Below are 26,884 nucleotides of genomic sequence, written 5' to 3' on the forward strand. Positions count from 1 at the left end.
TAGTTCCCCCTTAGTTTTTGCGAGTCAAGCTATCAGATACGATACGTTCCTGTTCTTTTTTATGAATTGTCGGATCCCCTTCTGCTGGACTGGAACGTCTTCTTCTTCCAATATAACGTACTGTCACATGTTTCGGAGCAATTTCTCTTAAGTAAGGCTCAATATAGTTCCACGCCCCCATATTTTGTGGTTCTTCCTGAACCCAGACGATTTCTTCCAACTGTGAAAGTTTGCTGAAGATCGCCTTCAAATGTTTGGCAGGGAAAGGATAAAGCTCTTCAACTCTTGCAATATGAAGCCAGTCTTTTTCTGCTTCCATCTGATAAAAGCGATCACTAATATCAATTGAAATTTTTCCGCTTGATAAAACAAGGCGTGTCACCTTTTCATACTGATGAGAAAGACCTGCGATTTCGTAAACGGGCTTAAAGCCACTGTTTGTGAATTCCTCTACTTTTGATATTGTGTTCGGATTTCTGAGCAGGCTTTTTGGCGTCATTAAGATGAGTGGACGGATTTCTTCCCGAACCAGCATTTTTGCCTGTCTTCTTAAGATATGAAAATATTGAGCCGCACTTGTCAGATTAGCAACAGTCCAGTTATTTTCTGCTGCAAGTTGGAGAAAGCGTTCCGTTCTTCCACTGGAATGCTCAGGCCCCTGTCCTTCATACCCATGTGGAAGCAAGACAACAATTCCGGACTTTTGCCCCCATTTTGCCCTTCCTGCAGAAATAAACTGATCAAAGTAAACTTGTGCGGCATTTGCAAAATCCCCAAATTGAGCTTCCCAAATCACTAATGTTTCCGGTGAAGACACATTGTAACCGTACTCAAATCCAATCACAGACCCTTCTGACAACGGACTGTTATGTAGTGCAAATGCTGCCTTTGTATCTGAAAGATGATGTAAAGCGATAAATTCGTCACCTGTCTTGTTGTCATGCAGGACAAGATGCCTTTGTGCAAAAGTGCCGCGTTCTGAATCCTGGCCTGTCATTCTTACAGGTGTACCATCTTTTAAAATAGAAGCAAACGCCAGTGACTCTGCCAAAGACCAGTCGACCTTATCATCATCAGAAAAGGCTTTCGCACGTTTCTCAAGAATTCTTTTTAGTTTACCGAAAACATTAAAGTTTTCTGGCCATGAAAGCAGCTCTTGATTGATTTTGTGCAAAACATCTGTTTCAACTGATGTATCGATGTCAGGAAAACCGTTGGAAACAGGCTCTGGAAGTTCGATTTCACAAGTCATATCTTCCTTTTTCGCCGGCACTTTCCGATATGCTTCATCTAAGCGTTTCATGACGGAGTCGTGGAGTTTTCCGACGGTTTCTTTTTCGATCATTCCCTCTTGAATGAGCTTTTCTGCAAAAATATTTTTGACTGTCGGGTGTTTTCTTACCGCATCATATAGCATCGGTTGGGTTGTCGCTGGTTCATCCATTTCATTATGTCCAAATCGGCGATAACCGATCAGGTCGATTAAGAAGTCTTTATTGAAAGTCTCGCGGTACTCGATAGCAAGCTGCACGGCAGAAAGACAAGCTTCAGGATCGTCGGCGTTCACATGAACAATCGGGATTTCAAATCCTTTTGCAAGATCACTCGCATATTTTGTTGATCTTGATTCATTGCTCTCTGTCGTGAAGCCGATCATATTATTGGCGATAATATGAATCGCTCCACCAATCTGATATCCTTTCAACTGACTTAAGTTCAGCGTTTCAGATACAATCCCTTCACCAGGAAATGCTGCATCTCCATGGATCAGAATCGCCAGTGATTTTCTGACATCTTGCACTGGATAGCCGCTTTCCGTTCTTGTTTCTTGGGCAGCTCTTGTACTACCTTCAACAATCGGATCAATAAATTCAAGGTGGCTTGGATTATTCGCCAAATGAATCCGCGCTGTTTTCGTCTCTTTATCCTGAATTTCACGGTCTGCTCCTAGATGGTATTTCACATCTCCTGTCCAGCCGTAATTAATTCCAGTCGATCCTTCTGACGGAACAAGATCTTTATTAGGTGCATGCTGAAATTCAGAAAAAATAATTTCATAAGGTTTTCCAAGTACATGCGCTAGAACATTCAAGCGCCCTCTGTGTGCCATGCCAATATTGATATTTGTCGTTCCTGAAGAAACCGATTTGGCGATCATGTCATCCAGCATAGGAACTAGCAAATCAAGACCTTCAATTGAAAAACGCTTTTGTCCGACAAATGTTTTGTGCAGAAATTGTTCAAGTCCTTCAACTTCTGTTAGTCTTCTTAGAACGTCGATTAATTTCTCTTTCGGTTTTGGAGTAAACAATTCACCCGATTCAATCTTTTTCATCAGCCAGTTACGCTCTTCGAAAATGTGAACATGATCAAACTCAAAAGAAATCGTTTTTTTGTATGTGTTTTTCAAGTATTGAATGGCTTCTAAACCGTTCGATAATTCTTTAGGAGCATTTTTACATATGACTGATGCCGGAATTTTTTTCATGTCTTGCTCGGTTAGCCGGTATTCAGCAAGTGGAAAAAGCTCAGTTTTTTCTTGTGTTTTTTTTAATGGATTAACGGAAGCATTCAAATGGCCATAGGTTCTAATATCTTCTGCAAGTTTTATTGCCGCTGCGATTTTCTCAATGGTTTCAGCCGTGAAGCTTGCCTCTGTATATTTTTCAGAGGCGGTCCTTATCTCTCCCGGAGGAGCTCCGAGCTGATCAAACATCTCCCTTATGTCAGGATCGATGGCGGAAGGATCCTTGACATATTGATCGTAAAGCTCCAGCGCGTAGCCGAGGTTCGGACCGTGAAATTCTCCCCAATGCATGGTTTGTTTCATACTATTTTGAAACATTCGAACATTACCCCCAACTTAATAATCAAGTGAAAGATCACTATTTTGATATATCTCCTAAAACCCTATGCCCAGAAATATGTAATAAATCGCTTCCAAGTACATTTTACCACTGATTTAAATTTGTTTCTACACAGATTGTTCAAATAAAATTAAAAAAACGACTTGAAAATTTAAAATTTTTATACTAGCATTTTTGACTTAAAACAGATGTTTTTAACCTTTTTTCATCTTCTATTTTTACACTTGTTATTTAAGGAAAATTCTGAACATTTAAACTAAATAAAAATAATAAAAATTGTATTAAAAATGGCCGCACCTAGTTAGGCACTGACCATCTGTCTTTTCTACAATATACTTTTATTTAGCAGTTTTTTCAAAAGCGGAAACAGCATATCTGGCAACTGATCAACATCAGGAACAAATAAGCAGTACTTTCCGTACATATCCTGTATCGTTTTCATTTGCGATTCTTCAATTTCACTGTTTGATAAAAAGACATTGATCACTTCAATCTTTCTTTTTCTTGCTGTTATCACCGCTTCATGTGTATCAACAATACCATTTTGTTCATAGTCAAAAGCCGCAGGCTCCCCATCTGAAAAGACAATTAGAAATTTTTGCGACTCATTTCTCTTTATTAGCATATTCGTCATTTGTCTAAGCGCAAACCCGTCACGATTATCTTCTTTTGGCTCAAGCTGCATAATGTGAGGTCCAGCATCTTTTGCTAGAGAATCGAAGAAAGAAACGACTGTATGGAAGTAATTAGGTTGACTTATGTTTGTTGCATCATTTGTGTCTTCCCAAAAACCAACGATTTGATGGGGAACTGCCACTGATTTAAGTGCCTCATGAAAGAGGATGATACCTCTTTTTGTTTCAGCCATTTTATCAAACATACTAGCAGAACAATCGACAAGCAAAGTAAAAACCGCATCAATTTCAGTTGATGGATCATGTTTTTTTAAAAACAGTCGCGGATTTCGCTCCGTAAAATAGCGCAGCAGTTTATGATTCAATCTTCCAGCATGCAAATCGGTCCGCGGCAGGATTTTTTTATGCTCAAGCGTTTTTTGGATCATCCGTTTCAGTCGTTTTTGATAAGGTTCAATCGTTTTCGCCTGATGACGATATTCAGATATTTCATCAAGAGAAGGTTTTTCAGGTGCTTTAAAAATTGGAAAAGCGTTACGATTTTCTTTGCCGCTTTGTCCACCTGAAGGAGGGAGATCTTGAACTGTTTCAAGAGATTCCAGCTTCCTATAGTCTTTTCTGTTTGACTGTTGTGCCCGTCCTTGAACGGCACCTAGTGCCTGATCCCCATCCTCTCCTTCTCTTAAAGCTCCGCCGAAAAGGTCTGTTTTTGCACCGTGCTCTAAATCAAATTGCAAAAAGCTTTTAGCAGGTGCCTCTGTTTCCCTGTGCCATGTCGGCATTTCTTCATCGAGAACTTCTTCATCACCTGACTTTTCCTGATCAAGATTCAGTTCCTCGCTAAGCTTGGGTTTCGCTTTTAAATCTTTAAAAAGAGACGTTTCATCAACTTGTTCATAGGCCAACTCGGGAAAGAAAAAATAGGTATTCAGCATATCCTTTTCAAGAACTTCTTCAAAACTTTCCATTAAATTGATGACAATCCATACAATATCTTCAGTCGTCCGGGCATCAAATACACGGCTTAATTGATGTTCGATGAATCGTTTCAACGGATCAATCGATTGATGGATCTCAGGTATATCCTCAAGCGGCGACTTGGCTGTTAATTTCAGATAGATGGCACAAAATAATGCGTCAGTAAAAATGCTCCGTTCTTTATTGAATGTCAGTTGAGTCATAAAAAATTTTCTGTACATCTTTTGCCTGCTGAAAAACGCTCGCTTAGTTCCAGGACGCTCCTGTTTAATATACTCTTCGATTCTAATATCTTCGAACAGCATAAAGATTTGCTTTGCAAAACTTTTACACTTGAAATCCTTAATATTGTCCAACAGATCAGCAAATTCTCCCATTGAACTATATGTCGTTCCGATCGCACGCAAATAAACATCGCTTTTTAGCCCAGCGACCATATCATGATAAGATCGATCCTTCCAAAAATGACTCAAATATATCTTTTTCTCAAATGGATTGTAATAGGATTGAACACTGTACTCAACTTCAACTTGATCACTTTTAGCAAGCGTCCTTGCTAAATCTGTTAACTCCATAAATAGAAAAGAGTCAATCTTCTTGTCATTAAATTTAATAAACTTCATGACATTCCCCTCACTCAAATAAAGTTTGGGCAATATTACGAACAGCCGCTTTTTCGCGTTCGTCATCTAGTTTCTCAACGATTCCCCATTCTATCGCCCTTAGGGGTGGAATGTATGTTGAAAGGTCACAAGTATCTAAAAGTGCCCTAATTGATGCAGCATCTTCAGATACTTGTCCATTTTGTGCCTGGGTCATTAAGTCTGAGGCCAAAGTCACGAAACGGCTGATCAGCTTTGAATTTTTTAATTCAGATTGATTTTCAAGGACGCTCTTTAAAAGATCACCTTGAATATATGGCACATCAATGATAATAAAACGGTTTTTCAATGCTTCATTTAAAGGTACGGTTCCGACATATCCTTCATTAATAGCTGCGATTACGCCAAACCCTTTTTTGGCTTTGACGACTTCTCCAGTAAACGGATTTGTCATCATTTTTCGATAATCAAGCACACCGTTCAAAATTGGTAATGTTTCTGGCTTCGCCATATTGATTTCATCAATATATAAAAGGTGACCGCGAGTCATCGCTTTTGTAACAGGTCCTTCGACAAATTCAATCGTAGCTTGTCCATCCGTATTTACAATCGTCTTATAGCCAATAAGTGCCTCTGCATCAAGGTCAACAGAACAGTTGACACTGTGCATTGGCTTTTGAAAATAAGCAGACAGCGTTTCGGCAAGTTTTGTTTTCCCTGAACCAGTAGGTCCCTTTAATAATACGTTTTTTCCAAGTACTAGAGCGATTAAAGCGTCGGAAAGGATGGCACGATCCTCAGTTTCATATTCGGCAGTTCCAATCAATGATTGAAATTCACCTTCTTCAATCTTTTGCTCGACAGAGAGAGGTAGCCGTTCTTTTATTTCATTTGGCAAGTCAAGTTCATGTAGGTCATATTTCATTCCGATAATTCCTTTCTAAACACGTCATATTCACAAGTATACTAAGGAATTGTTCGTGACCTCAATTGATCTGTTTGCTTCATTCTATTTTGTACTGTCTTTTAAAAGAGCACCGCAAACCATCCGATCACCTGAGTTTCCAGATGGATTTGTTAAATCATCATCCTGATGCTGATGAATAATAAAAGCACTTCCATCTTCATCAAGCAGACTGAACTTACTGTTTTCGTCAAGGGTGACTTCCGGTGCATTTACAACAACATCAACTTTTCCATCCGCACCGACTTCAATATTAGGCAAATCACCGGCGTGATGTCCCTTCGGATTATTAAAGCCATGTTCCTTTTGCTCAGGATTAAAATGGACACCTGCACTTTCAAAGTCAGGTTTTCTGCACTCACCTGTTTCATGAATATGAAAAGCTAGTAATCCAGGTGGAAGATCATGAGCTGAAACCCTAATATCAAGACCTTTTTCAGCGGATTTAGAAACTTCTATAAATCCTGTATTTGTTCCGTCTTGTTTAATTAGCGGGACTTTCACAGGTTGTTGTTGCGTTTTAAATGTTTCTGTATGCTCTTGTTCAACAGCCTTTTGTTCCAATTCATTTTGCTGGGTACACCCTGTTGCTAAATAAATCGGAATGCTAATTAAGACCGCTTTGTACAATAGATTCAATGGAAAAGCCCCCTTTGTCATTTTCCTCTCTATTGTAGACAAGCGCTAAGTCTCATAAACCTTCTCATAAAAATAGGAGACATGCTGGATTTTTTGATTTGTTAAATGAGGATGAAGTAAAAGAGCACGGTATAAACAAATAAGAGAATGACGAGGTCACAAAGTTTATTACATATGCCGCAAAGCGATTGTCTTGATCGTATTTTCGAAAGATAAAAGCGAAGGACATTAAACAAATAAGAATAGCAATCTTCAACATCTAAGTTGTGAAGTTCGTTTTTTGGCGGTACATGTCTTTACAAGTGTCAGGACTTCATGTTTTTCCAGAAAAAAAGTAGTCTATACAATACAAATAAGGCATGAGTTCTATTATTTCAGAACCCATGCCCTTTTAAAGATGATTAAAATGCGTAACGTTTTGCACCGAGATACCGTTGTTTCCAATAAGAATTGTTCATATCGCTAATTGTAACACCAGAATCATTCGAATTGATAAATTTTCCATTACCCAAATAAATTCCGATGTGAGACGGTCCTGGTTTGTATGTTGAGAAAAAAACGAAGTCCCCTCGTTTTAGCTTATTGACCGCCCCCATACTGTTCCAATATCCGGCTGCGGTTAGTCTAGAGACAGATGTCACTTTATTCAAGGTATAATAAATAAACCCGCTGCAATCAAAGCCTGAAGGGTTGTTGCCTCCCCATCTATAAGGAACACCGATATGCTTTTCAGCTTCATCAATCATTCGTTCAACCTTTGCGCTTCCCATCGTCCCTCTTGAAACCGAGCCTGATGAAGAACTTTTTGACGGAGTTGAATGTGAGTTGTGTGCTGTGCCGGAAATTTTCAATTTCTGTCCAGTATATACAACATCCGTTTTTAAATTGTTATTTTCCCTGATGCTCTGCACCGTCACATTCATCATGTTTGCAATTTTCCATAAGGAATCCCCAGACTTAACAGTATAAGTTTCCTTTTTTGAGCTGTTTGAATGATGCTTCGTTGAGCTTGAAGAAGAACTTGAAGATGACTTCTTGTGCTTGGAAACCGTTCCTTTCACTTTAAGGACTTGACCAGGGTAAATGGTATCCGATTTTAAGTTGTTCATTGCTTTAATCTCAGCAACAGTCAAATTCATTTCATTGGCTATTTTCCACAAAGAATCCCCGAGCTCAATTTTGTATGTACTGCTTGATCTTTTAGAACGGTTAGAGGGCTTTGATGACTGCTTGACACTTGAGGATTTACGGCTGCTATTTTGTATTTCCCCTTTAATAATCAGCTTTTGCCCAGGATAAATTAGATCATTATCTAAACCGTTTAAGTCTTTAATCTCCTTGACACTTGTTTTATAATCTTTGGCAAGCATCCAGAGAGAATCTCCCAATTTAACCGTAATAGTTGACTCGGATTGATCTGATTTAGATGATTTAAAGCTTTCATCTTTCGCTTTCACGTCTTTGTCTTCTACTCCATCATCAGGAATTTGCAAAGATTGTCCAACAAAGATGGTCGTAGACGATAGATGATTAACTGATTTAAACGCCGAAACACTTGTGTTGAAGTCAGTAGACAGTTTCCATAAAGTGTCCCCGCTTTTCACCTTAATCGTCTGAGCCTCAGCAGGTGAAGCCGCCAAAGAAGTACCGACAACTGCAGAAGCCGCCAAACTTACTGCTATCTTCTTCTTCATCATGTGATAACTTCCTCCTTAGAAATTTCCTTTTTTCGCTATGTATCCAATTCCACTCATGATCAAGGTACGCCTAATAAGCCTTTATACCTATCAATACCTCCTTGAAATTGAAGAAAAAAATGTAATTCACGGTTTCTATCGGTCTTTTTTACGTTTTATTAATAGTTTTTTAATAATTTTTATAAAAATACAGACTTTTAGGCTTATTGACTAGTTTGCGTTTTTTCAGGATACGGCCATCTGTGTAAAGGTTTTTCCGTTTTGAAAGCCGGATATCTTCGTCTTTTATGTGGAAAATGCTTCAGAGCAAGAGTGGTCTTCAGAAGATAACAACAAAGGAAGATGTGACAGACTGAAAAAAGCACTTTTGTGCCTTTTCACTGTTGTCAGAAGAACGGCTTTCTCACATTCTTTAATTCAAACAAAGCCAATTACGATAGGTATGTCAATCAATGGGGATTTTAGCAAACTCTCAAAAATGGAGCTGTCTAAAAAGTCCTTTTTCAATATAAATCAGGGGGGAATTGTGAGACTCCTGCGGAAACAGCGAGCCAGGCGAGACCCAAGAGGAGCAAGGAACGAGCTCCGAGGAGGCTCGCGGAAAGCGAGCAAATTCCCCAATTTTTATTCATCCACACGACTTTAAGGACAGCCCCAACACAAGGTATCTCTCTAAATGCTTGATCACAAATTGACAATACCATACATTTTTTTCACCAACATCTGAAAATTAGAGTATTTTTTTGATCAAACTTTTTATTTAAATTACTAAATAAATAAGTTTCTATATCCTATATTTTATATTAGAATAATAAAAAAGCCCCTTTTTATAGTTCTAAAAGCTTATATAGATTATTTACAATATGATAGATTGACATGATAGGTTTTGTTAACCATCAACACAATCGTTTATTCTATCTGTTTTTGATGAATTCTTCAAGAAAAAACCCCTGATGATCAGAGCAAGCCGTCATTGCATTTTCCAGATAACGTGTTATAATTTCTCTCGTTATCCAAAAGAAATGGGGAACGCATAATGAGAGAAACAAAATATTTAAGTGAAAAAACTAAACAATTTTTAATGATTCTTATTCCAATATTGATTACACAAGTGGGATTGTCCTTTATTGCGTTTCTTGACACGGTGATGTCAGGTAAAGTCAGTGCCGCTGATCTCGCAGGCGTTGCAATCGGAGCGAGTTTGTGGACACCTGTTTATACTGGGCTTGCAGGAATATTAACGGCTGTTACGCCTGTTGTTGCCCAGCTGATGGGTGCACAGCGGAAAGAAGCTGTTCCCTATACTGTGATGCAATCGATTTATGTCGCAGCGATTCTCAGCTTGTTTGTGATGATTTTAGGTTTTTTTTTAATTGATCCAATTTTGGATAAACTCCAGCTTGAACATCAAGTTTATTTCATTTCAAGGCAATATTTATCATATTTAGGATTAGGGATTTTACCGCTGTTTGTATATAATGTTGTGCGCTGCTTTATTGATTCACTGGGAAAGACGAGGGTGACAATGATGATTACCTTATGTTCTTTGCCAATTAATTTTGTCTTAAATAGTTTATTTATCTTTGGATATTTTGGTTTTCCTAAATTGGGGGGAGCCGGTGCAGGTTTAGCATCCGCTTTGACGTATTGGTGCATTTGTTTGCTCTCATTGTTCATTATTCATAAGAAAGTTCCCTTTTATGAGTTTAGGATCTTTGGGATGCTCCATCCATTCTCATTTTCAGAAAGCCTAAAACTATTGAAACTTGGGCTTCCTATCGGCTTTGCGATCTTTTTTGAGACGAGTATCTTTGCGGCAGTCACTTTGCTGATGAGCCACTTTGACACAGTGACGATTGCTTCCCATCAGGCGGCAATGAACTTCGCTACACTGCTGTATATGCTTCCACTTAGTATCTCGATGACATTAACGATCGTTGTTGGCTTTGAAGCAGGAGCTAAACGGTTTAAAGACGCTAAAACGTATAGCTACCTTGGGATCTCAAGCGCTGTTGGATTTTCATTATTGACTGCTCTTATTATTATATTGTTTAGACAACAAATTGCCGGAATGTATACTGCGGACGACAATGTGTTACTTTTAACAAAGCGCTTTTTACTGTATGCATTGTTTTTCCAACTTTCAGACGCAATTGCAGCACCGATTCAAGGTGCGCTAAGAGGATATAAAGATGTCAATTATACACTTGTCACAGCCTTAGTTTCTTATTGGATCATCGGGCTCCCTGTTGGGATTTTGATTGCGACGTATACACCTTTAGGAGCGTATGGCTACTGGATAGGACTAATTGCAGGACTTGCCGCTGGTGCAATTGGACTTTTCTTCAGACTCAAATTCATTCAAAATCATTTTATACAAAATCATAGTATTTAAAAATGGGCGATCCAGCTAGTCGAATGTTGACTATTGGATGCCCTTTTCTCGTTTTACAAATGGGGGTAGTGTGGATGAATAAAAATTGGGGAATTTGCTCGCTTTCTACGGGCAATCCGCAAGCTTCCTCGGAGCTCGTTCCTTGCTCCTGCGGGGTTCCGCAAAAGTCTCGCCATTCCCCCTGATTTATGTTGAAAAAGGGCTTTTTGGACAGCTCCAATTCCGAATCAAAACTTTTCCAATTTTGCTCTTTTTGGGTAGCTCTTTTTTCTTGATGAAATCACTAATCATCCCACTTGTAGGTCCAAAAAAATTCTTTTTCAAACCAACTTTGTACAACGGGATGACCGTTTGCTTTCTTTCTCTCGATTTCTTTCAATAGAGCTTCTGTTTGAGATTTATGCGCTTTTAAAGCGTTCATTTTAATATTGGCAACTTCTTTTACATCAACAACAACATCAGGTTTGCCCAACACTTCTTCCCTATGATGAGTAATCGCCATACATAATGTTCTTGGCCGATCTTCTTTCTGTTTACGAGCTAATGCACGGATTACCGCTGCTCCACAAGCATCATGATCAGGGTGAACTCCATGACCGGGATAAAAGGTGACGATCAGACTTGGGTTGACATCATCAATTACAGCTTCTATCTTGTCTGCTAATCGTTCTTCATCTTCAAATTCAAGGGTTTTATCACGAAAACCGAGCATTTGTAAATCTTGGATATCCAATTCTCTACAAGCATTAATCAATTCTTGCTTTCTGAGGAGAGGAAGGGTTTCCCGATTAGCAAAAAGCGGATCACCCATATTTCTGCCCATCTCTCCTAGAGTTAGACATGCATATGTAACAGGTATCCCTTCTTTGCGGTTTAAAGCCATTAAGCCCCCTGCTCCAAATGATTCATCATCAGGGTGCGGTAAAATAACGAGTAAATGTTTTTTCATTGATAACACCTTCTTTTTAGACTGTAAATGGCTCTTTGCTTATTTGAAATGAAATGGCTAATTTACCCTCTGGCAAATGACCGGCGAGAAGCAACCTGCCTTCATGATCAATAGTATAGTCAGTTAGACCCTCTGCGTAAATCCATCCCTCTTCTGTTTTTAGACCGGCACGGAAAGGTCCGTCCCCTGTGATTTTTGCACTGGCACAGACGACCTTTGCATTTCGGATAAATGCTACTACTGTCATACTCTGTTCATTTTTATGTGCGGAATATGATCCAGTCGTTGTCTCCAGATGGATATACACAGGTTGATGCAAAAATGATTCCAAAGATGCCTGCACATCTTTTTTATTTATTTCTCTCATGTTATTCCCTGCTTTCTGCATTGATTAAGACATGTAGACGCTCTGTATGTAGTTCAATCAGCTTTAGTTTTACATCTTGTTCCAGCTTGGAATTCGTAATTCGATGAATGGATTGAAAATATTTTTCAAACCTTGTTTTTCTAAGCCTTGGATGGGTTCTAAGATCATTCAGTTCATCATCAACCAACTGGATGAGCGACCGTTCTGATCTTTCATTTATCGTTCTGTTCTTCCAAAGGCTCAAGTAAACTTGAATAAGCTGTGGTTCTTCTACCATAACTGATCAACCTCCAAGTCTCATTATACATGATCTTTGTTAATTATGAATGATGTGCGTTTTTCCTTTTTAACAGCGGCTTCACTCGTTTGTTCCAATTGAATTGTGAAAAAGTAAACAATATTAGCGCTGCCCAGATGCAGGAAAAAGTTAAGGCTTTTCCACTATTAAAAGGTTCATGATAGACGAAAACACCTAAACATAAAGTAATAGTCGGTGCAATATATTGTAAGATTCCAATTTGATACAGCGGCAGCTTTTTAGCTCCTTCTGAAAATAAAAGCAGCGGAATGGCTGTTAAAACACCGGCCAAAAACAGGAGTAGCCAAATCTTCGGATCAGAGGAAGCGGCTGAATACCATGAATGACTATAAAACAATAAAAAGATCAGGGCAACTGGTGTGATCATGATCGTCTCAAGAGTAAGCCCAATGGCACTTGTAAATGTTGTTCTTTTTTTCACCAATCCATAGAGGCCAAAGCTAAAAGCCAGTATGAGCGCAATATACGGAACAGAACCATATTGAAAGGCTGATATCAACACACCGATCGCTGCAATTAAAACAGCACCAGCCTGCATTCGTGATAACCGCTCTTTTAAAAAAACAATCCCAAGCACGATAGAAATGAGTGGATTAATATAATAACCTAAGCTCGCTTCAAGAATATGACCATGACCTACAGCCCATATGTATACAAACCAATTGATTGAAATTAAAATAGTGGAAAAAAGCAATGAAACAAGTGCTTTTTTGTTTTCCAAAAGCGACTTGAAGGCTTTCATGCCAACCTGCCACTGCTTCAAAAACAACAATACTCCACACATAAACACACACGACCAAACAATACGGTGAGCCAATATATCAAGTGCGGCGATTTGATCGAGCATTTTCCAATAAAGAGGAAACAATCCCCATAATAAATACGCTAGTGCTGCGCAAAAAAACCCTTTAATTTCTACATGATTCATAAGTTCATTTTTTCCTTTCTTGTTGATGACTTCACCCATTCCTTTGAATAAACATATACTAAAATTGGCTATGTGAAAGGAAGTGTGATCGTGTTTGATTGGCAACGTTTTTTTCCGTTTCAGCAGTTTTCTAAAAACGGCTTTAGAAACACCGATCCGAAAGATGTTGAACATTATATCCACCAAGTAATGACAAGTGTCTTTGGACCGAGGTATGAAGATCAATTTCCTTTTCGTGATCCCCTTTCAAAAGAAACACCTGTTACAAGAGAAACCCCTGTGAAAGAAACGGATCCATTTGATATATTCGAAACCGTCAGTCATATTTTTGTTAAAATTCCTCTTACAAGAGAACAACTTGATCTAATAAAAATTAAACATACTTCACAAACCTTGATATTAGAAAACTATCCCGAAGAAGAGCAACAAAAAAAAATTGTTCTCCCCTCCCTTGTACGCAGAAAAGGTACAAAAGCCGTTTTTAAAGACGACATTTTAGAGGTCATGTTTTTAAAAAATGAAGACTTTAACCTTTCTGAAATTGAGATTTCATATTGAAGTTAAGGCCTTGCTTGGAAGGAGCGGGCTGTTCTTTTTTAATATGATCACCTCCCTTGTCATTTATCAGTGAATTTGATTCTATATACCCTATCAATCTATCGATCTATTTCTTCTTTTAATAGCTATAAGATTGTCATTATAATGTTCTTGTCATTGAGGAGGTTTATATGCGAAAAAAGATTAATATTGGTTTTATTTTGATAGTGTTGATGATGTTTTGCAGTGTCCCACAAACTTCAGCTGCATATAATGATTGGCACAACGGCTATGCGACTTATACTGGTTCAGGCTACTCGGGCGGAGCTTTCCTGCTTGATCCTATTCCTTCCAATAAGGAAATTGCGGCTATCAATCCGAGAGATCTGAATTACGGCGGTGTTAACTCAGCTCTAGCAGGGGCTTATCTTCAAGTCGAGGGTCCCCGCGGAAAGACGATCGTTTATGTAACAGACCTTTACCCTGAAGGCGCTGCTGGGGCACTTGACCTTTCCCCAAATGCTTTTCGAAAAATTGGCAATATGAAAGATGGGAAAATCAAGATCAAATGGAAGATTGTCAAAGCCCCGATTACTGGGAGTCTTACATATCGAATCAAAGAAGGATCTAGCAGATGGTGGGCAGCGATCCAAGTCAGAAATCATAAATACCCGGTTATGAAAATGGAATACAATCTAGACGGAAAGTGGATCAAAATGGAGAAAACGGGGTACAACCATTTTGTCAGCACACATTTAGGGACTCGTTCTCTTAAAGTCAGAATCACAGATATCCGTGGAAAAGTTGTCAAAGACACAATCCCAAAACTTCCTAAATACGGTACATCTCAAGCGTATACAGTTCGGGGACACATACAATTCCCTGATTAAAGTCACGGCGGTTTCAAACCGCCGTTTTTGCATATTAATCATTTTATCTGTATCCATATCCTCCATATGGGGCACCTGCATATGGTCCTGGTCCACCATAAAACGGTGCCATTCCATAACCTCCATAAGGCCGAGGGTAAGCATATGGTCGAGGGTTAAAAAGCGCACTACCGATAAATCCACCCAACAATCCGCCAACTAATGGCGCTCCAAAACCCCAAAAAAATGGTGATCTTGCTGGATAACCAGCAGGAGCTGATCTTGAATATCCATAAAAATGAGGGTTCATTTCTTTTATCCTCCTTTATGTTTGCCTACAATAAGGTATTCATAAAGTTGGGAAACGTTTGGGCTAACCTTGATCAGTTACCCCGTGGTTACCTGTTTTAATGTTCAACAACACAATACCGTTCTGCCCAGTTTTGTATCTCCCGCAAAACAGGTTGTAAAGCCGTTCCTTTTTTCGTTAATTGATAAATCACTTTAACGGGTGTTTCTGGAAGAACTTGTCGTTCAATGATTTCATTCTGTTCAAGTTCTTTCAACCGTTCAGCTAACATTTTTTGACTGATCATTGGAATCATCTCATTCAATTCTTTAAATCGTTTAGGCCCGTCAAATAAAACATGAATAATCAGTCCATTCCACCGCTTGCCAAGTAAAGAAAAGGCAACCTCCATTTTAGGACACATTGTAAATCCCATTCTTTCACCTCTTCATCTTCCAGTTGACAAATTAAAATAGAGACATTACAATACTCATTACAGTTACAAAAAGTAAGTTTCTAACTTTTTGTTTGACTATATTATAACACGTTTATCAACAAGGGGGAAGCTACATGACAAACAGCACATTGAAGATATTAGAAGAACGAACATCAATTAAAGAGTATGATACTAGTGTATCCATTCCAAAGGAAGAGTTAACAGAGTTACTTCACATTACGACAAAGTCTCCATCTGCATGGAACTTACAACACTGGCATTTTACCGTATTTCACAGCCAAGAATCAAAGGAACGTCTACTTCCAATTGCATACAACCAAAAACAGGTTTCGCAAGCATCTGCTATTATCGCTGTATTAGGTGACTTAGAGGCAAACAAAAACGGTGAAGCTGTTTATGAACCTTTAGCAGAGGCTGGTTATATGACTGAGGAAATTAAAAACACGCTTTTGGAACAAATCAATAGGGCTTATCAAAACAGTCAATTTGCTAGAGATGCCGCATTTTCCAATGCGTCGCTTGCGGCGATGCAGCTCATGATCGCCGCTAAAGCAAAAGGTTATGAGACGTGTGCAATAGGCGGATTTGACCATGAAGCGCTTGTTAAAGAATTTAAAATGAATAAACGATATGTACCGGTGATGCTGATTGCGATCGGAAAGCCTGTGAAACCGGCTCATAAAAGCAGTCGTTTTGCTGTATCTGATGTGTCAACTTGGCTGTAAACATTTCATCAACCTTAGTCCTAGAATAGGCTAAGGTTTTTTTATGCGTTTTTTGACTAGCTTTGGAAATATTTTAGAATTTGGTTTACAATGAAAATTATGTCAAGAGTGGGGTGTGAATAAAAATGTTTAAAACATATCAAGAAATTTTTAAAATTCACGGTTTTCCTTATGTTTTTTGCGGTCTGCTGTTTTCCAGACTGGGCGGATGGATGTGGGGATCAGGGCTGATTCTGTTCGTTTTGTATGTATTTGACTCGCCTTTATTATCAGGAACCGCAGTGATTTTCGGTACAGTTCCCAGTATTTTATTTTCCCCTCTCGCAGGGACAATTATTGACCGCTATGATATAAAAAAAGTGATTGTATCGAGTCAATTTTTTGCAGTCATCATCATGCTGTTCATTCCCTTCTTTTTTTCTATCAATCTTTTATCTTTTCAGCTTTTTTTGGTATTGATTACTTTTATCAGTCTGATGCGGCCCTTCGCCAATATTGCTTTTCGCTATCTTTTGCCTCAAATCGTCCCTGAGAAAAATTGGGATCAAGTAAATGCGCTAGATGGAATAACCCAGGAGCTCTCAGTCATACTTGGTCCAGCTGTTGTCGGTATTCTAATCAGTACTTTTGATGCAAATACAGCGATCATAGGGATAGCACTTTGCTGGGCTGTTGGCGGAGCAAGTGTGTTTTTTGTGAAGACACTTGAAAAACCTAGCGTAAAAAAATCACAACGTAATCTATTGTCTGAATCATGGCTGGGATTAAAATACCTCTGGAAAAACCCAGTTTTACGAGGGCTCGCACTTTGCATGCCGTTTTACACTATGACGTTTGGCGTCTTAAATGTCGGCTTACCGATTCTTGTAGAAGAAAGATTATTATGGGAGAAAGCTGCGGTTGGAATATTTTGGTCAGTCATCGGTACAGCATCTTTATTATCAAATATTTATTTTGGGCGTTTTCATACAGAAGGAAAAGAACGAAACAACTTGGCTTTAGGTATGTTTATCAGTTTAATCGGATTTGCGGTCGTGGCATTTTCGGGAAATATTTTCATTATACTATGCGGCCTCCTTTTGATTGGTAGTGTTCAAGGTCTTGTTGATATTAATCTTTTATCCCTCAGACAAAGAAGCACGGATGCTAATTGGTATGGACGGATTTTTTCCATGTTAGGCATGATGCTTGGATTTGGAACACCCATCGGCTCAAGCCTTGCCGGATTCACTCTTACATATTCACTAACGTTTACCTTGTTCATTCCCGTTTTCACGGGTCTTTTCGCAGTGCTAATATGCATGATATCCATTCCTAGACAAACGGCTAAACAAAAAGACGTATATTATACAGAATCATAATCCACATGGCTCTAAATGCTTGAGAGTCCGGCACTATTGATCCATATGATCAGTCGTTTCTCAACAAAAAGCCCAGACAGCTTTGAACGTTTTCTTTAAAATTTCTTTGGCACTTTTTACGATTTACAGCTACTAACTATCGATTGTCAAAACTTACTTTTTCATTTCTCAGCTAAAGATCCAACTGCAAATTTGCATACAACACCACCAATTGGCAACATAGAAGGAACAACAAATGGCTTGTTAAACAGAAAAAGGGCTGTCCAATAATCAAAAAGTCGACTTATTGGACAGCCCCGCGTGTTTTATTATTTTTCCTTTTTGAGAACCTCAATCGCTTTCTCTAATTGAGTATCATTTTTAGACAGCTTCTCTTGTAGTTTTACCGTCATGGAAGCTGTTGTATCTCCCGTTATCACTCCAGTAATTTTAAGTTTTTGAGCTTTTTGAAAGGCTTTAACAGCCGTTTCTGTCTGTTCATCAAATGATCCGGTCGCTTTCAGTTTGAAACCAAGCGCTTGCAACATCTGCTGTGCGACTTTCACTTCATCTCCTACGCTGCCTGCCTTATACTCTTTTTTAGGATTAAGGAACGGCAGCTTAGCATAGCTTGGAAGTTCAGCCTTGTATTGAGGAAGAATCCCTTTTTCATGAATCCAGTTTCCGTTCGGTGTCAACCATTTAGCAATTGTCAGTTTTACAGTGGAACCGTCATCAAAGCTTTCTGCATTTTGAACAGTTCCTTTTCCAAACGTTTTTTCTCCAACAATCGGAATGTCTGAATCTTGGTGCAATGCAGCTGCCATAATTTCGGCTGCGCTCGCTGTTCCACCGTTGACCAGAACAACGGTCGGCTTGTTCACTTGACGTTTATTTTTAGCCTTGTATATTTTTTTATCACCGTTTTTGGATTCAACCTGCAAAATCGTTTTGCCTTTATCAACGAACAGATTGGTCATGACAATCGCCTGATCCATTAGACCTCCTGGATTGCCTCTGAGATCTAGTACAAACCTTTTGGCCCCTTTTTCATTTAAATGGTCAATTGCTTTTGCCAATTCTTGCGGTGTATTTTCAGAAAAAGTTGTGATTTGGATTTGTCCTATGTTGTCATCCAGCATTTTCGAATAAACTGTTTCAACAGGAATTGTATCCCGCTTAATCGTGACATCAATTTGGCCAACACCAGCTCTATGCAAAACAAGCTTGACATTGGTCCCTTTTTTTCCGCGGATCATTGTCACTGTTTCATTAATTGTTTTTCCTTTTATACTTTTACCGTTCACTTTCTGAATTTCATCATGTGGTTTTAAACCAGCTTTTTCCGCAGGTGACCCTTTAATAGGTGCCGCAATTAAAATTTGTCCATTTTTCTCCTCTACTTGTGCACCAATTCCTTCAAATGAAGAAGTAATACTTTCTTCAAAACGTTTCGCTTCTTTCTTGTCCATGTATGTAGAATATGGATCATCAAGAGCTTCGAGCATTCCTTTAATTGCCCCATCCGTTAATTTTTCATCGTCTGCCTTTTGATAATAATCACTCTTAATTTTGTCATATGTCGCCATTAGCTTTTCAAATTTTTCATCGTCTGATGATGACATGATATTGCCTTTACTTGCAATGTAAAGAGTGATTCCTGATGTCGCAATGGCTGTGACGAGTACAATTAATAAGAGTTTTAACTGTTGTTTCAAACGAACACCACCTTTTCTTCTTACCATATTATCATGGACGAAACTTTATTCGTCAACTCGAATCCCTTGAAATTCTTGTTTTGACAAAACGATTTGGTTATTTTTGCATATATATACAAAAAAGGAGGGCTTATTTTGAGCGATTATTTAGACATGTTAGCTTGTTTCGGTGTGTCTGGTGCTCATCCAGGTGGGATAGCATTGACAAAAGCCGTACTTGCTAAAGCTGATATCGAGCCAGAAGCACCGATTCTTGACGCTGGCTGTGGAACGGGTCAGACTGCAACATATTTAAGGCATCTGCTGTTTCCCGTAACAGCTCTTGATTCAGACGAAGTCATGATCGATAAAGCCAAAAAACGATTTGCAAGAGAAAAATTGACCATTCCCATCGTTCACTCTCAAATCGAGAAAACACCTTTTCAATCTGAAAGCTTTGGTTGTGTACTATCGGAATCAGTGTTAAGTTTCACAGATCTTCATTTATCACTACCGGAAATTCGTCGTATTTTAAAGCCGGACGGCAAACTGGTAGGGATAGAAGTTTCTCTTGCAGAGGCCAGTCTCACAGCAGAAGAGAAAAAGGAAATTATTGATTTTTATGGATTCACAGTTTTGGATGATCAAGATGGCTGGCTGCACACCCTGCGTAAAGGCGGTTTTTCACAGATTGAAATCATTGGAGCAGTTATAGAAGAAGCAGCTGATCATGAGGAGACGTTCACAGAAATGGAGCTATCTCCTTTCATCTCTGAAAAAAACTATCAAACAATGGAGACACATCAACAACTCCATCATAAATATCAAGATTTTTTAAAACCCATTATTTTTGTGTGCCAACCATAAATCATCATTTAACCTCCTTCTTTCGTCCACCCTTTTCTTTCTATTCCGTCATATGCTGAATAGGAATACATGAGATGGAAGGAGTGTTCGTATGGATCGTTACTATAGAATGTGTCATCAAAATATAGGAAAAGTTGCGAGAATAAGAGACAGACGAGGCCGTGTCCATGTCGGCAAAATTGTCCGAGTCTCACCTAACACCGTTTATATTGCTCCGCCAAGAAGAGGTCCCGGCGGCTTAGGCTATGGATTTTATGGAGGCTGGTGGGGATGGGGTCCCGCTTATGGAGTTGGTCTCGGTTTAATAGCTGGCATTGCAATTGGAAGCTTGTTTTGGTGGTAATGGAGAGGGCCAAACTTCATTGGCCCTTCCCGTATTCCAGATTATATTTTTTTCACTTGCCTGAAGTATTCTTCAAGTGTCAGACCGTGTTTTTTGATGATTTTTGCTGTTTTTTTGCCGACATAACGTAAATGCCATGGTTCATATTTATATTATGTAAGCTTTTCTTTGTTTTTCGGATAGCGAATCACATATCCATATTGAAAAGCATGATCTTGAACCCATTTTCCTTCTTTTGCTTCAGCGAACTCCTGAGAAAGAATAGAATCTGCACCTTTTTTAGAGATGTCAATCGCCAACCCTGTCTGATGTTCACTTTGACCCGGAAAAGCAACGGCTTCTTTGGCTTTCTCTTCCCCTTTTTGCCTCACCTCATTCTGATAGACCGTTTTTTGTCTGTCATAAGATCTGTAACCTGATACTGCTACTAGTGAAATCCCTTGTTCTTTTGCCGCTTTAAACATCTCTTCAAGTGCTTTGGCGGCTTCTTTCCTGACATAACGCTTATCAATATCTTCTCTAAAAGAAAACGCAACATCACGTACTGTCAAATTAGACGGTTTGTAGTCTCTTGGTAGGACGTATGTTTTATTAACAAGTGCTAATATACTTTCAGAATTTTGAATTGTCGGAAGTCCACCAACTTCTTTTATTTGATTAAAATGTTTGTTTTCAAGCAGAAATTCTTAATCTAGACTGTGCTTTGTCGCCCTATCGATTTATTGAGGCACTTCCTTTGTATACATGGACAGAATTTGGCTGGAATGCTTGTTCATGAATCACTTCCAGTGGGTTTATCGCATTTTGTTTATTCTCGGTCCATGCTCCATGATGAACTTCAAAATGAAGATGCGTTCCTGTTGATACACCCGTGTTACCAATGATTCCGATTGAATCACCTTTTTTGACAAGGTCCTTCTCTATTACAAATCGTTTACTTAAATGAGCATATACTGTTTCATACCCATTGGAATGTCTAATAAAAATGACCTGGCCGTAAGAAGCTGAAACATACGATTTACTGACTCTTCCATCAGCGGCAGCTACAATACTTTCCCCTTTAGGAGCAGCGATATCAAGCCCCTTATGTTTTCCGCCTCTTGTCCCAAATGTATCGGTAATTTTTCCTTTAATCGGTTCAATCCAGTTCGTACTGAAGGTAGCTTTAGAAGCCACGGCTGGACAGCTGGAAGTAAAAGTGAATAAGAATATACTGATGATGAATAACAGGAAGTTGAGATATCTAAACGTTTTCAATGTTCATGTCCTCCTATTATGTTAAGCTCCCGTCAATCTTACATAACAGTTTAGTATAATCCCTAAAAAAGAACATTTTATACATTTTATCCAAAAAAAAGACTCCGCTTAGCAGAGTCTTTATCCTTTTATCGTGATTGGATTTGGAGCATATGGAACCGGAACTGACTTTGATAAGTCATAATGTCCAATCCGGGTAATGTTTGTATTGATAAATTCCACTTTTGCAAACCCGAAATCTTTCGCCGTCATAAGTAAACCCTCAATCATTAAAATGGTTTGAACATCATTGTGAAGGTCTGCAGAAAATTGCAGGATCAGCTTGTTGCCTTCTTTGTCAATTTCCTGAATTTTCTGGTTATCAGATATAATTGATTTTAAATAAGAGCTGTTTGCATCGCTTTGCATCTTTTGGAATGCTTCTTCTATATTATGATATGGCTCATTTGAAGGTGCAAGAAACTGTCTTCCTTCAGAACTTTCATACAGAAAATAACCTTTTTTAGAATGTTGCTCAATCGGGATTTCAACAAGTATTCCTGAAGAAGAACTAAATTCGATACCAGGTTCACCGTTTGAAACAAACTGGACAGATTCGTATTCTCCCCATTTGAACGCGTCATTAATCATTTCCTTTACCAGTTCTAATTCATTAACTGAAATGTCTGGAACATCGTCATTCACTTGAATCGTTATTTTTTTAGCTTGTTTTTGTTCAGTGAATTTAATATGTTGGAAATATGTATCTATTGATTCAAAATGATCATCTTCAAACCGCCTAAATGCATTGTAAGCTTCTTTGACATTTGTTATCGTGTCGTTTTTTCGAATGCTTACAGGTACAATCACTGATTGAGATTGATTAATAAATGCGAGGGTAACATAATTATTTTTTTGGTTATTGGAGACGACAAAGCTTTCTTCGTGTTTCGGTTGACCAGAACTCACTTTCGAATGACCATGTTTAGCTTCATTGATTTTACCTTCAGATAATAGGTCATGAGCTTCTCCATTTTGAGAACTATTTTGTTCAACTAATTGAGGAGTAATTAGCATGAGAAGGAAGAGAACTAAAACTGTCGCAGTAAATGCCCCTATTCGCTTTTTAGAGAATTTATGTTGCGGTTTTGCCATCCAAAGCTTTTGATATATCTGGTTTGCTGAACGATCATCCTTAACCATTGGAAGTTGGCTTAGTAATACCTTCAGCCGCTCTTCGTCCCACTCTGACTTCTTCATGTTTTTGTTCCTCCTTCAAAAGCTCCATCTGTTTACGAAGCACTTTTAGGCCACGATGTTGTGTTGTTTTCACTTTACTTTCAGAAAAATGTAATGCTTTTGCTGTTTCAGAAATTGAGTAACCTTGAATAAACCTCAAGATGATAACAGATCTTTGGTCTAGTGTGCACTTATCAAGCGCCGTAAAAATCTCCTGAAGATTTTCATGTTGCATGACAACTTCTTCGGGAAGTGCATGGTGATCTTTTACGTCTTGTTTTTCCCAGTCAAACGTTCCTAAAATTCGTTGTCGGATTGTCTGTTGCTTTCTGAACCAGTCGATTGCAACATGACGAGCAATCGAGAGAAGCCATGTTTTTTCACTGCTTCTTCCCTCAAATGTTTGATAGGAATGTAACACACGAATGTACACTTCCTGTACCAAATCTTCTGCCTGACTTTTGTCTTTTACCATATAGAATAAAAACTGAAACAAGTCTTGATGATATTGATCATATATTTTCTGAAAGGTTTCCTCCATCTGAAACCCCTCCGTTCAATTTATTGTCGTTTGTCAATCTTAAAAAGTTACATTACAACTATTACAACTATATTACAAACAGATGAAAATAGAAAGGGGTGTTTTAAAAAATTAAGCTCAATTTAATCGTATGTTCCATGTTATATCAATCAACTTAAAACCATACACACTCTTATCTCTTACATTAATTGAAAACAAGTCTTAATTTTATATGACGTGAGCTCTTTTCCGTACTCTCTATATTGTGGGAGATGTAAATTTTTTAAATTCAAATGCAACTTCATCAATGGTAACAATCTTGTTCAGCCGGGTTCGAATTTGCTTTATTTTTGTTCAATGGCTAGCTAGGTCAGGTATAGTTGTATTCATGACTGGATTGTCTGAATGGCGAGAAGCCGTCGCGAAAGGCCATTATGGGAGCAATATATGTGATGGTTCTTTCTGGATTTTGGATGTATTTCTCCTGAAGATGATCATGGCTTGCCTTTCCAGAGGAATTCACTTTTCGAGGGACGGGATGTTTGCACCATTTATTGTTGTCTTTTCTTCAACTCCTTTACAAGACGGCCTATCACTTTCCATACTACGTATGAAGAAATTGTGCCAGTGACAGGAGCATTGTTTGTAATCTTTTTTATGTTAATGATTGTTACTTGCAACTATCATTTGCCGACATACTATTCAGGTGGTGCAAGACTACTGGAGACGATCTAAATGAAACAGCAGTATATAAAAAAATCCACGGGGCATAAAACCTTTTCGTGGATTTTTTAAGGTAAGTCAGGTACGCAATTTTGTTTCGTATGGAACAAGATTGTTCGTCAATTATGGTCAGTATCTTTCTTTTTTCTCGGAATGTAAAACGTAAAAGATGTACCTTCATTCAGTCTGCTATGAACTGTGATTGAACCGTGATGGGCATCGACGATGTTTTTAACGATGGCAAGTCCCAGACCTGTCCCGCCTTTTCCTCTTGTTCTTGCTTTATCTGCTTTATAAAAGCGTTCAAAAATAAATGGTAGATCTTCTTCAGGAATTCCGCTTCCGGAGTCTTTGACAGCAACTTTCAAGCCGCTTGCTGCAGACTGAACTTCAATATGAACACGACCTTCCCGATCAGTATGACGAATTGCGTTATCAATTAAATTGGTCAGCACTTGTTCCATTTTATCAGGATCAAATACAAATACCGTCTCATTCAAGTCAAGATTATGGGTGAGGTTGATGTCTTTATCACCTGCCAAACCCGAGAACTTACGAAATATTCTTTCGAAGAACTCACGGAGTTCAACTGTTTCAACATTTAAGGAAATGTGCCCAGCTTCCATTCTCGCCAGGTCAAGTAAATCGTTGACTAACCTGCCCATTCTTAAAGATTCATCATAAATCACCTGGGCGATTTCTTTTTTCTCTTCTTCGGAGCTAGCAATGTCATCGACGATTGCCTCACTATAACCTTGAAGCATTGAAATTGGTGTTCTCAGTTCATGACTGACATTAGCAATGAAATCTTTTTTCAACTTGTCAAGCCGTCTTTCTTCTGTCATGTCTCTTAGGACAGCAACTGCCCCACGAACATCTGATTGGTTATAAAGGGGACTCATTAACAACACCCATGTTCTCCCTTGTAACGTCATTTCGATCAATTGTTCTTTTTCTGTATCAACAGTATCTCGAAAAAGCTTACGTGCTTCAGGAGGCAATTCATTTCCTTCCTGGACATTCATATTCTGCTCATAGTACCAGCTTTGTAAAAAACGCTCAGCCGGAGGGTTTGTGACAAGTATTGTTCCATCAATATTAATGGTGATCACACCATCAGCCATACTGCTTAAAATATTTGATAAGTGTTCTTTTTCCTGATTTAAAGCGGTAATATGAAATTTCAGTTGACGACCCATTTGATTAAATGCAATCGCTAGTTCACCAATTTCATCCCTTGTTAAGATTGGAATTTTCGTATCAAATTTACCTTTAGCTAAACGGTGTGCCCCTTCTCTCATTTTTCTGAGCGGATATGTTACTCTGCTAGACAAGAAAAAAGCGAATATTGTTGTTAAAATGATAGCAACAGCAGCGGCTAAGAGAATATACCTTGTTGTATGCTGTGTCGTATCTTTAACAGCAAGAAGAGACTGTGAAAGAAAAACCATCCCTTTATTTTTATCGCTCCCATATGGAACCCCGACAATTAGCTGATCATTTTTTCGATTTTTTAACAGCACCCTTTTTTGCACCTTTTTATGCTTAGCCAGCGCTTGACTTAAATCAGGGTCCTGCTTGATTTCCTTTAGATGAATGGAAGACGGATTTTGATCTTGGTCAGGCGAATACCAGTATTGATTCTCATCTTTCACGATTAGAATGCTTGTCAGTTCATCTGCAAGCTCCCAGGTAATCGATCTAGCGATTTCCTGTTCCGGATGATTCTCAATAATAACAGCCACTTTGTTAGCAAGCTTTGTCAGTTCTGTTTCTGCTTCATCAACATGATAATTTTCAATAAATTCAAGCAAAAAAATAGTTAAAATAAATAAAACAAATGAAACTAAAAGAAGAATGGTAAACCAAAGTTTACCAACCACACTCTTCCAAAACATCATTCGTTTCCGACCTCAAATTTATAACCGACTCCCCAGACTGTAACAATTTTTTTCGCTGCTTTAGGTGAGACTTTGTTAAGTTTCTCACGCAACCGTTTAACATGAGTATCAACCGTTCTTAGATCTCCGAAGAATTCATATTGCCAAACTTCTTTCAGTAGCTTTTCACGATCATAGACTTTATCAGGAGTTTTTGCCAAAAAATAAAGCAGTTCATATTCTTTCGGTGTTAGGCTGACTTCACTCCCATCTGCCATCACGCGATGTGCATCATGATCAATTGATAAATGAGAAAAAACAAGCACATTTTTTGCAGTCGTATCCGTATTCAGATAAGAGGTTTGCGATGACCTCCTCAGAAGCGCTTTGACCCTCAGGACCACTTCTCGTGGACTAAAAGGTTTCACAATGTAGTCATCTGTTCCGACCTCAAATCCTTGCACTCGGTTGGCTTCCTCACCTTTTGCTGTTAGCATAATAATCGGAATTGCTTTTTTTTCACGAATTTGTCTGCACACTTCAATACCGTCTGTTCCCGGCATCATCAAATCGAGCAAAATCAAATCATAATCACTGCCAAGTGCTTTGTCGATTGCTTCATCCCCGTTTTCAGCTTCTTCAATGGTATAATGTTCTCTTTCTAAATACATTTTTAGCAGGCGCCTAATTCTTGCCTCATCATCTACTACTAATATTTTGGTCTCTTTTGTTTGTTCCATCGTAATCCTCCTGATTTGAATCTTCTTACACTCATTTTATTAAAAAAGCTTTTATAATCCAAGCGACGTTTCTTTTTTCCAA

Annotated in this window: 23 protein-coding genes and 2 pseudogenes; 7 read left to right on the forward strand and 18 right to left on the reverse strand. The window is 38.6% G+C overall.

The annotated features are described in order from the left end of the window. Window positions 1-10 precede the first annotated feature (10 nt). The 5 genes from sucA to HOO54_RS12820 form a co-directional block, all read right to left on the reverse strand. The gene (gene sucA, locus HOO54_RS12800; protein ID WP_172295813.1) at window positions 11-2,845 is read right to left on the reverse strand and encodes a 2-oxoglutarate dehydrogenase E1 component; all 2,835 of its coding nucleotides are present in this window, start codon (window positions 2,843-2,845) and stop codon (window positions 11-13) included. Window positions 2,846-3,192: 347 nt separating this feature from the next. Further along, the gene (locus HOO54_RS12805) at window positions 3,193-5,103 is read right to left on the reverse strand and encodes a nitric oxide reductase activation protein NorD (protein WP_172295816.1); all 1,911 of its coding nucleotides are present in this window, start codon (window positions 5,101-5,103) and stop codon (window positions 3,193-3,195) included. 10 nt (window positions 5,104-5,113) lie between these two features. After that, on the reverse strand, window positions 5,114-6,007 hold the full coding sequence (locus HOO54_RS12810) for an ATP-binding protein (RefSeq protein ID WP_172295818.1): 894 nt from the start codon (window positions 6,005-6,007) through the stop codon (window positions 5,114-5,116). Window positions 6,008-6,091: 84 nt separating this feature from the next. Further along, window positions 6,092-6,676 carry a superoxide dismutase family protein gene (locus tag HOO54_RS12815; protein ID WP_375335838.1) on the reverse strand — a complete coding sequence of 195 codons (585 nt, stop codon included), beginning with the start codon at window positions 6,674-6,676 and terminating at the stop codon, window positions 6,092-6,094. 410 nt (window positions 6,677-7,086) lie between these two features. Next, window positions 7,087-8,379 (reverse strand): C40 family peptidase, encoded by a 1,293-nt coding sequence (locus tag HOO54_RS12820; protein ID WP_172299535.1) that lies wholly within the window; start codon window positions 8,377-8,379, stop codon window positions 7,087-7,089. Between the two features lie 1,039 nt (window positions 8,380-9,418). On the opposite strand from HOO54_RS12820, the gene HOO54_RS12825 reads away from it, so the two are divergent. Then, a complete protein-coding gene (locus tag HOO54_RS12825; protein WP_172295821.1) occupies window positions 9,419-10,777 on the forward strand; it encodes an MATE family efflux transporter in 1,359 nt (452 codons plus the stop codon). Between the two features lie 283 nt (window positions 10,778-11,060). On the opposite strand, the gene bshB2 is transcribed toward HOO54_RS12825, so the two are convergent. Genes bshB2 through rarD form a run of 4 tightly spaced genes read right to left on the reverse strand, consistent with a single transcriptional unit; the run spans window position 11,061 to window position 13,340 of the window. Then, the gene (gene bshB2 / locus HOO54_RS12830) at window positions 11,061-11,726 is read right to left on the reverse strand and encodes a bacillithiol biosynthesis deacetylase BshB2 (RefSeq protein WP_172295823.1); all 666 of its coding nucleotides are present in this window, start codon (window positions 11,724-11,726) and stop codon (window positions 11,061-11,063) included. 16 nt (window positions 11,727-11,742) lie between these two features. Continuing rightward, window positions 11,743-12,093 carry a YojF family protein gene (locus HOO54_RS12835; protein ID WP_172295826.1) on the reverse strand — a complete coding sequence of 117 codons (351 nt, stop codon included), beginning with the start codon at window positions 12,091-12,093 and terminating at the stop codon, window positions 11,743-11,745. 1 nt (window position 12,094) lies between these two features. Further along, the gene (locus tag HOO54_RS12840; RefSeq protein ID WP_172295828.1) at window positions 12,095-12,370 is read right to left on the reverse strand and encodes a hypothetical protein; all 276 of its coding nucleotides are present in this window, start codon (window positions 12,368-12,370) and stop codon (window positions 12,095-12,097) included. 43 nt (window positions 12,371-12,413) lie between these two features. After that, complete coding sequence (gene rarD, locus HOO54_RS12845; RefSeq protein ID WP_172295831.1) at window positions 12,414-13,340, reverse strand: EamA family transporter RarD; 927 nt, start codon at window positions 13,338-13,340, stop codon at window positions 12,414-12,416. Window positions 13,341-13,430: 90 nt separating this feature from the next. On the opposite strand from rarD, the gene HOO54_RS12850 reads away from it, so the two are divergent. Together HOO54_RS12850 and exlX are read left to right on the forward strand one after the other, a co-directional pair. Next, a complete protein-coding gene (locus tag HOO54_RS12850; RefSeq protein ID WP_172295834.1) occupies window positions 13,431-13,898 on the forward strand; it encodes a spore gernimation protein GerT in 468 nt (155 codons plus the stop codon). Between the two features lie 170 nt (window positions 13,899-14,068). Then, on the forward strand, window positions 14,069-14,767 hold the full coding sequence (gene exlX / locus HOO54_RS12855; protein ID WP_172295837.1) for an expansin ExlX: 699 nt from the start codon (window positions 14,069-14,071) through the stop codon (window positions 14,765-14,767). Between the two features lie 43 nt (window positions 14,768-14,810). On the opposite strand, the gene HOO54_RS12860 is transcribed toward exlX, so the two are convergent. Both HOO54_RS12860 and yodB read right to left on the reverse strand, forming a co-directional pair. Further along, window positions 14,811-15,056 carry a hypothetical protein gene (locus tag HOO54_RS12860; protein WP_172295839.1) on the reverse strand — a complete coding sequence of 82 codons (246 nt, stop codon included), beginning with the start codon at window positions 15,054-15,056 and terminating at the stop codon, window positions 14,811-14,813. 97 nt (window positions 15,057-15,153) lie between these two features. Continuing rightward, complete coding sequence (gene yodB / locus HOO54_RS12865; RefSeq protein WP_172295841.1) at window positions 15,154-15,471, reverse strand: transcriptional regulator YodB; 318 nt, start codon at window positions 15,469-15,471, stop codon at window positions 15,154-15,156. Window positions 15,472-15,605: 134 nt separating this feature from the next. On the opposite strand from yodB, the gene HOO54_RS12870 reads away from it, so the two are divergent. Then, entirely contained in the window at window positions 15,606-16,217 is a 612-nt protein-coding gene (locus HOO54_RS12870) for a nitroreductase family protein (protein ID WP_172295843.1), read from the forward strand. 125 nt (window positions 16,218-16,342) lie between these two features. Then, complete coding sequence (locus HOO54_RS12875) at window positions 16,343-17,578, forward strand: MFS transporter (RefSeq protein ID WP_172295845.1); 1,236 nt, start codon at window positions 16,343-16,345, stop codon at window positions 17,576-17,578. A 308-nt stretch (window positions 17,579-17,886) separates the two neighbouring features. Here the strand turns inward: HOO54_RS12875 and HOO54_RS12880 are convergent, their stop codons facing one another. Continuing rightward, entirely contained in the window at window positions 17,887-19,275 is a 1,389-nt protein-coding gene (locus HOO54_RS12880; RefSeq protein WP_172295847.1) for a S41 family peptidase, read from the reverse strand. Between the two features lie 135 nt (window positions 19,276-19,410). Here HOO54_RS12880 and HOO54_RS12885 point away from each other — a divergent pair, with 135 nt between their 5' ends. Together HOO54_RS12885 and HOO54_RS12890 are read left to right on the forward strand one after the other, a co-directional pair. Further along, window positions 19,411-20,121, forward strand: coding sequence for a class I SAM-dependent methyltransferase (locus tag HOO54_RS12885; RefSeq protein WP_172295849.1), 711 nt, complete (start codon window positions 19,411-19,413; stop codon window positions 20,119-20,121). A gap of 91 nt (window positions 20,122-20,212) precedes the next feature. Continuing rightward, window positions 20,213-20,464 (forward strand): hypothetical protein, encoded by a 252-nt coding sequence (locus HOO54_RS12890; protein ID WP_172295851.1) that lies wholly within the window; start codon window positions 20,213-20,215, stop codon window positions 20,462-20,464. Between the two features lie 41 nt (window positions 20,465-20,505). Here the strand turns inward: HOO54_RS12890 and HOO54_RS12895 are convergent. The 6 genes and pseudogenes from HOO54_RS12895 to HOO54_RS12920 form a co-directional block, all read right to left on the reverse strand. Beyond that, window positions 20,506-21,150 (reverse strand): annotated as a pseudogene (locus tag HOO54_RS12895) (M15 family metallopeptidase); the annotation flags it as partial. 31 nt (window positions 21,151-21,181) lie between these two features. Further along, window positions 21,182-21,640, reverse strand: a pseudogene (locus tag HOO54_RS12900) (M23 family metallopeptidase); the annotation flags it as partial. A 201-nt stretch (window positions 21,641-21,841) separates the two neighbouring features. After that, window positions 21,842-22,960 carry an RsiX protein gene (locus HOO54_RS12905; RefSeq protein WP_172295853.1) on the reverse strand — a complete coding sequence of 373 codons (1,119 nt, stop codon included), beginning with the start codon at window positions 22,958-22,960 and terminating at the stop codon, window positions 21,842-21,844. Then, entirely contained in the window at window positions 22,896-23,480 is a 585-nt protein-coding gene (gene sigX / locus HOO54_RS12910) for an RNA polymerase sigma factor SigX (RefSeq protein ID WP_172295855.1), read from the reverse strand. Before sigX ends, HOO54_RS12905 begins: the two co-directional genes overlap by 65 nt. Before the next feature lie 821 nt (window positions 23,481-24,301). Then, window positions 24,302-26,083 carry an ATP-binding protein gene (locus HOO54_RS12915; protein ID WP_172295857.1) on the reverse strand — a complete coding sequence of 594 codons (1,782 nt, stop codon included), beginning with the start codon at window positions 26,081-26,083 and terminating at the stop codon, window positions 24,302-24,304. Then, window positions 26,080-26,802 (reverse strand): response regulator transcription factor, encoded by a 723-nt coding sequence (locus HOO54_RS12920; RefSeq protein WP_172295859.1) that lies wholly within the window; start codon window positions 26,800-26,802, stop codon window positions 26,080-26,082. Before HOO54_RS12920 ends, HOO54_RS12915 begins: the two co-directional genes overlap by 4 nt. Window positions 26,803-26,884: the final 82 nt, after the last annotated feature.

The sequence above is a fragment of the Bacillus sp. WMMC1349 genome (genome assembly GCF_013155385.1).
Taxonomy (GTDB): domain Bacteria; phylum Bacillota; class Bacilli; order Bacillales; family Bacillaceae; genus Bacillus.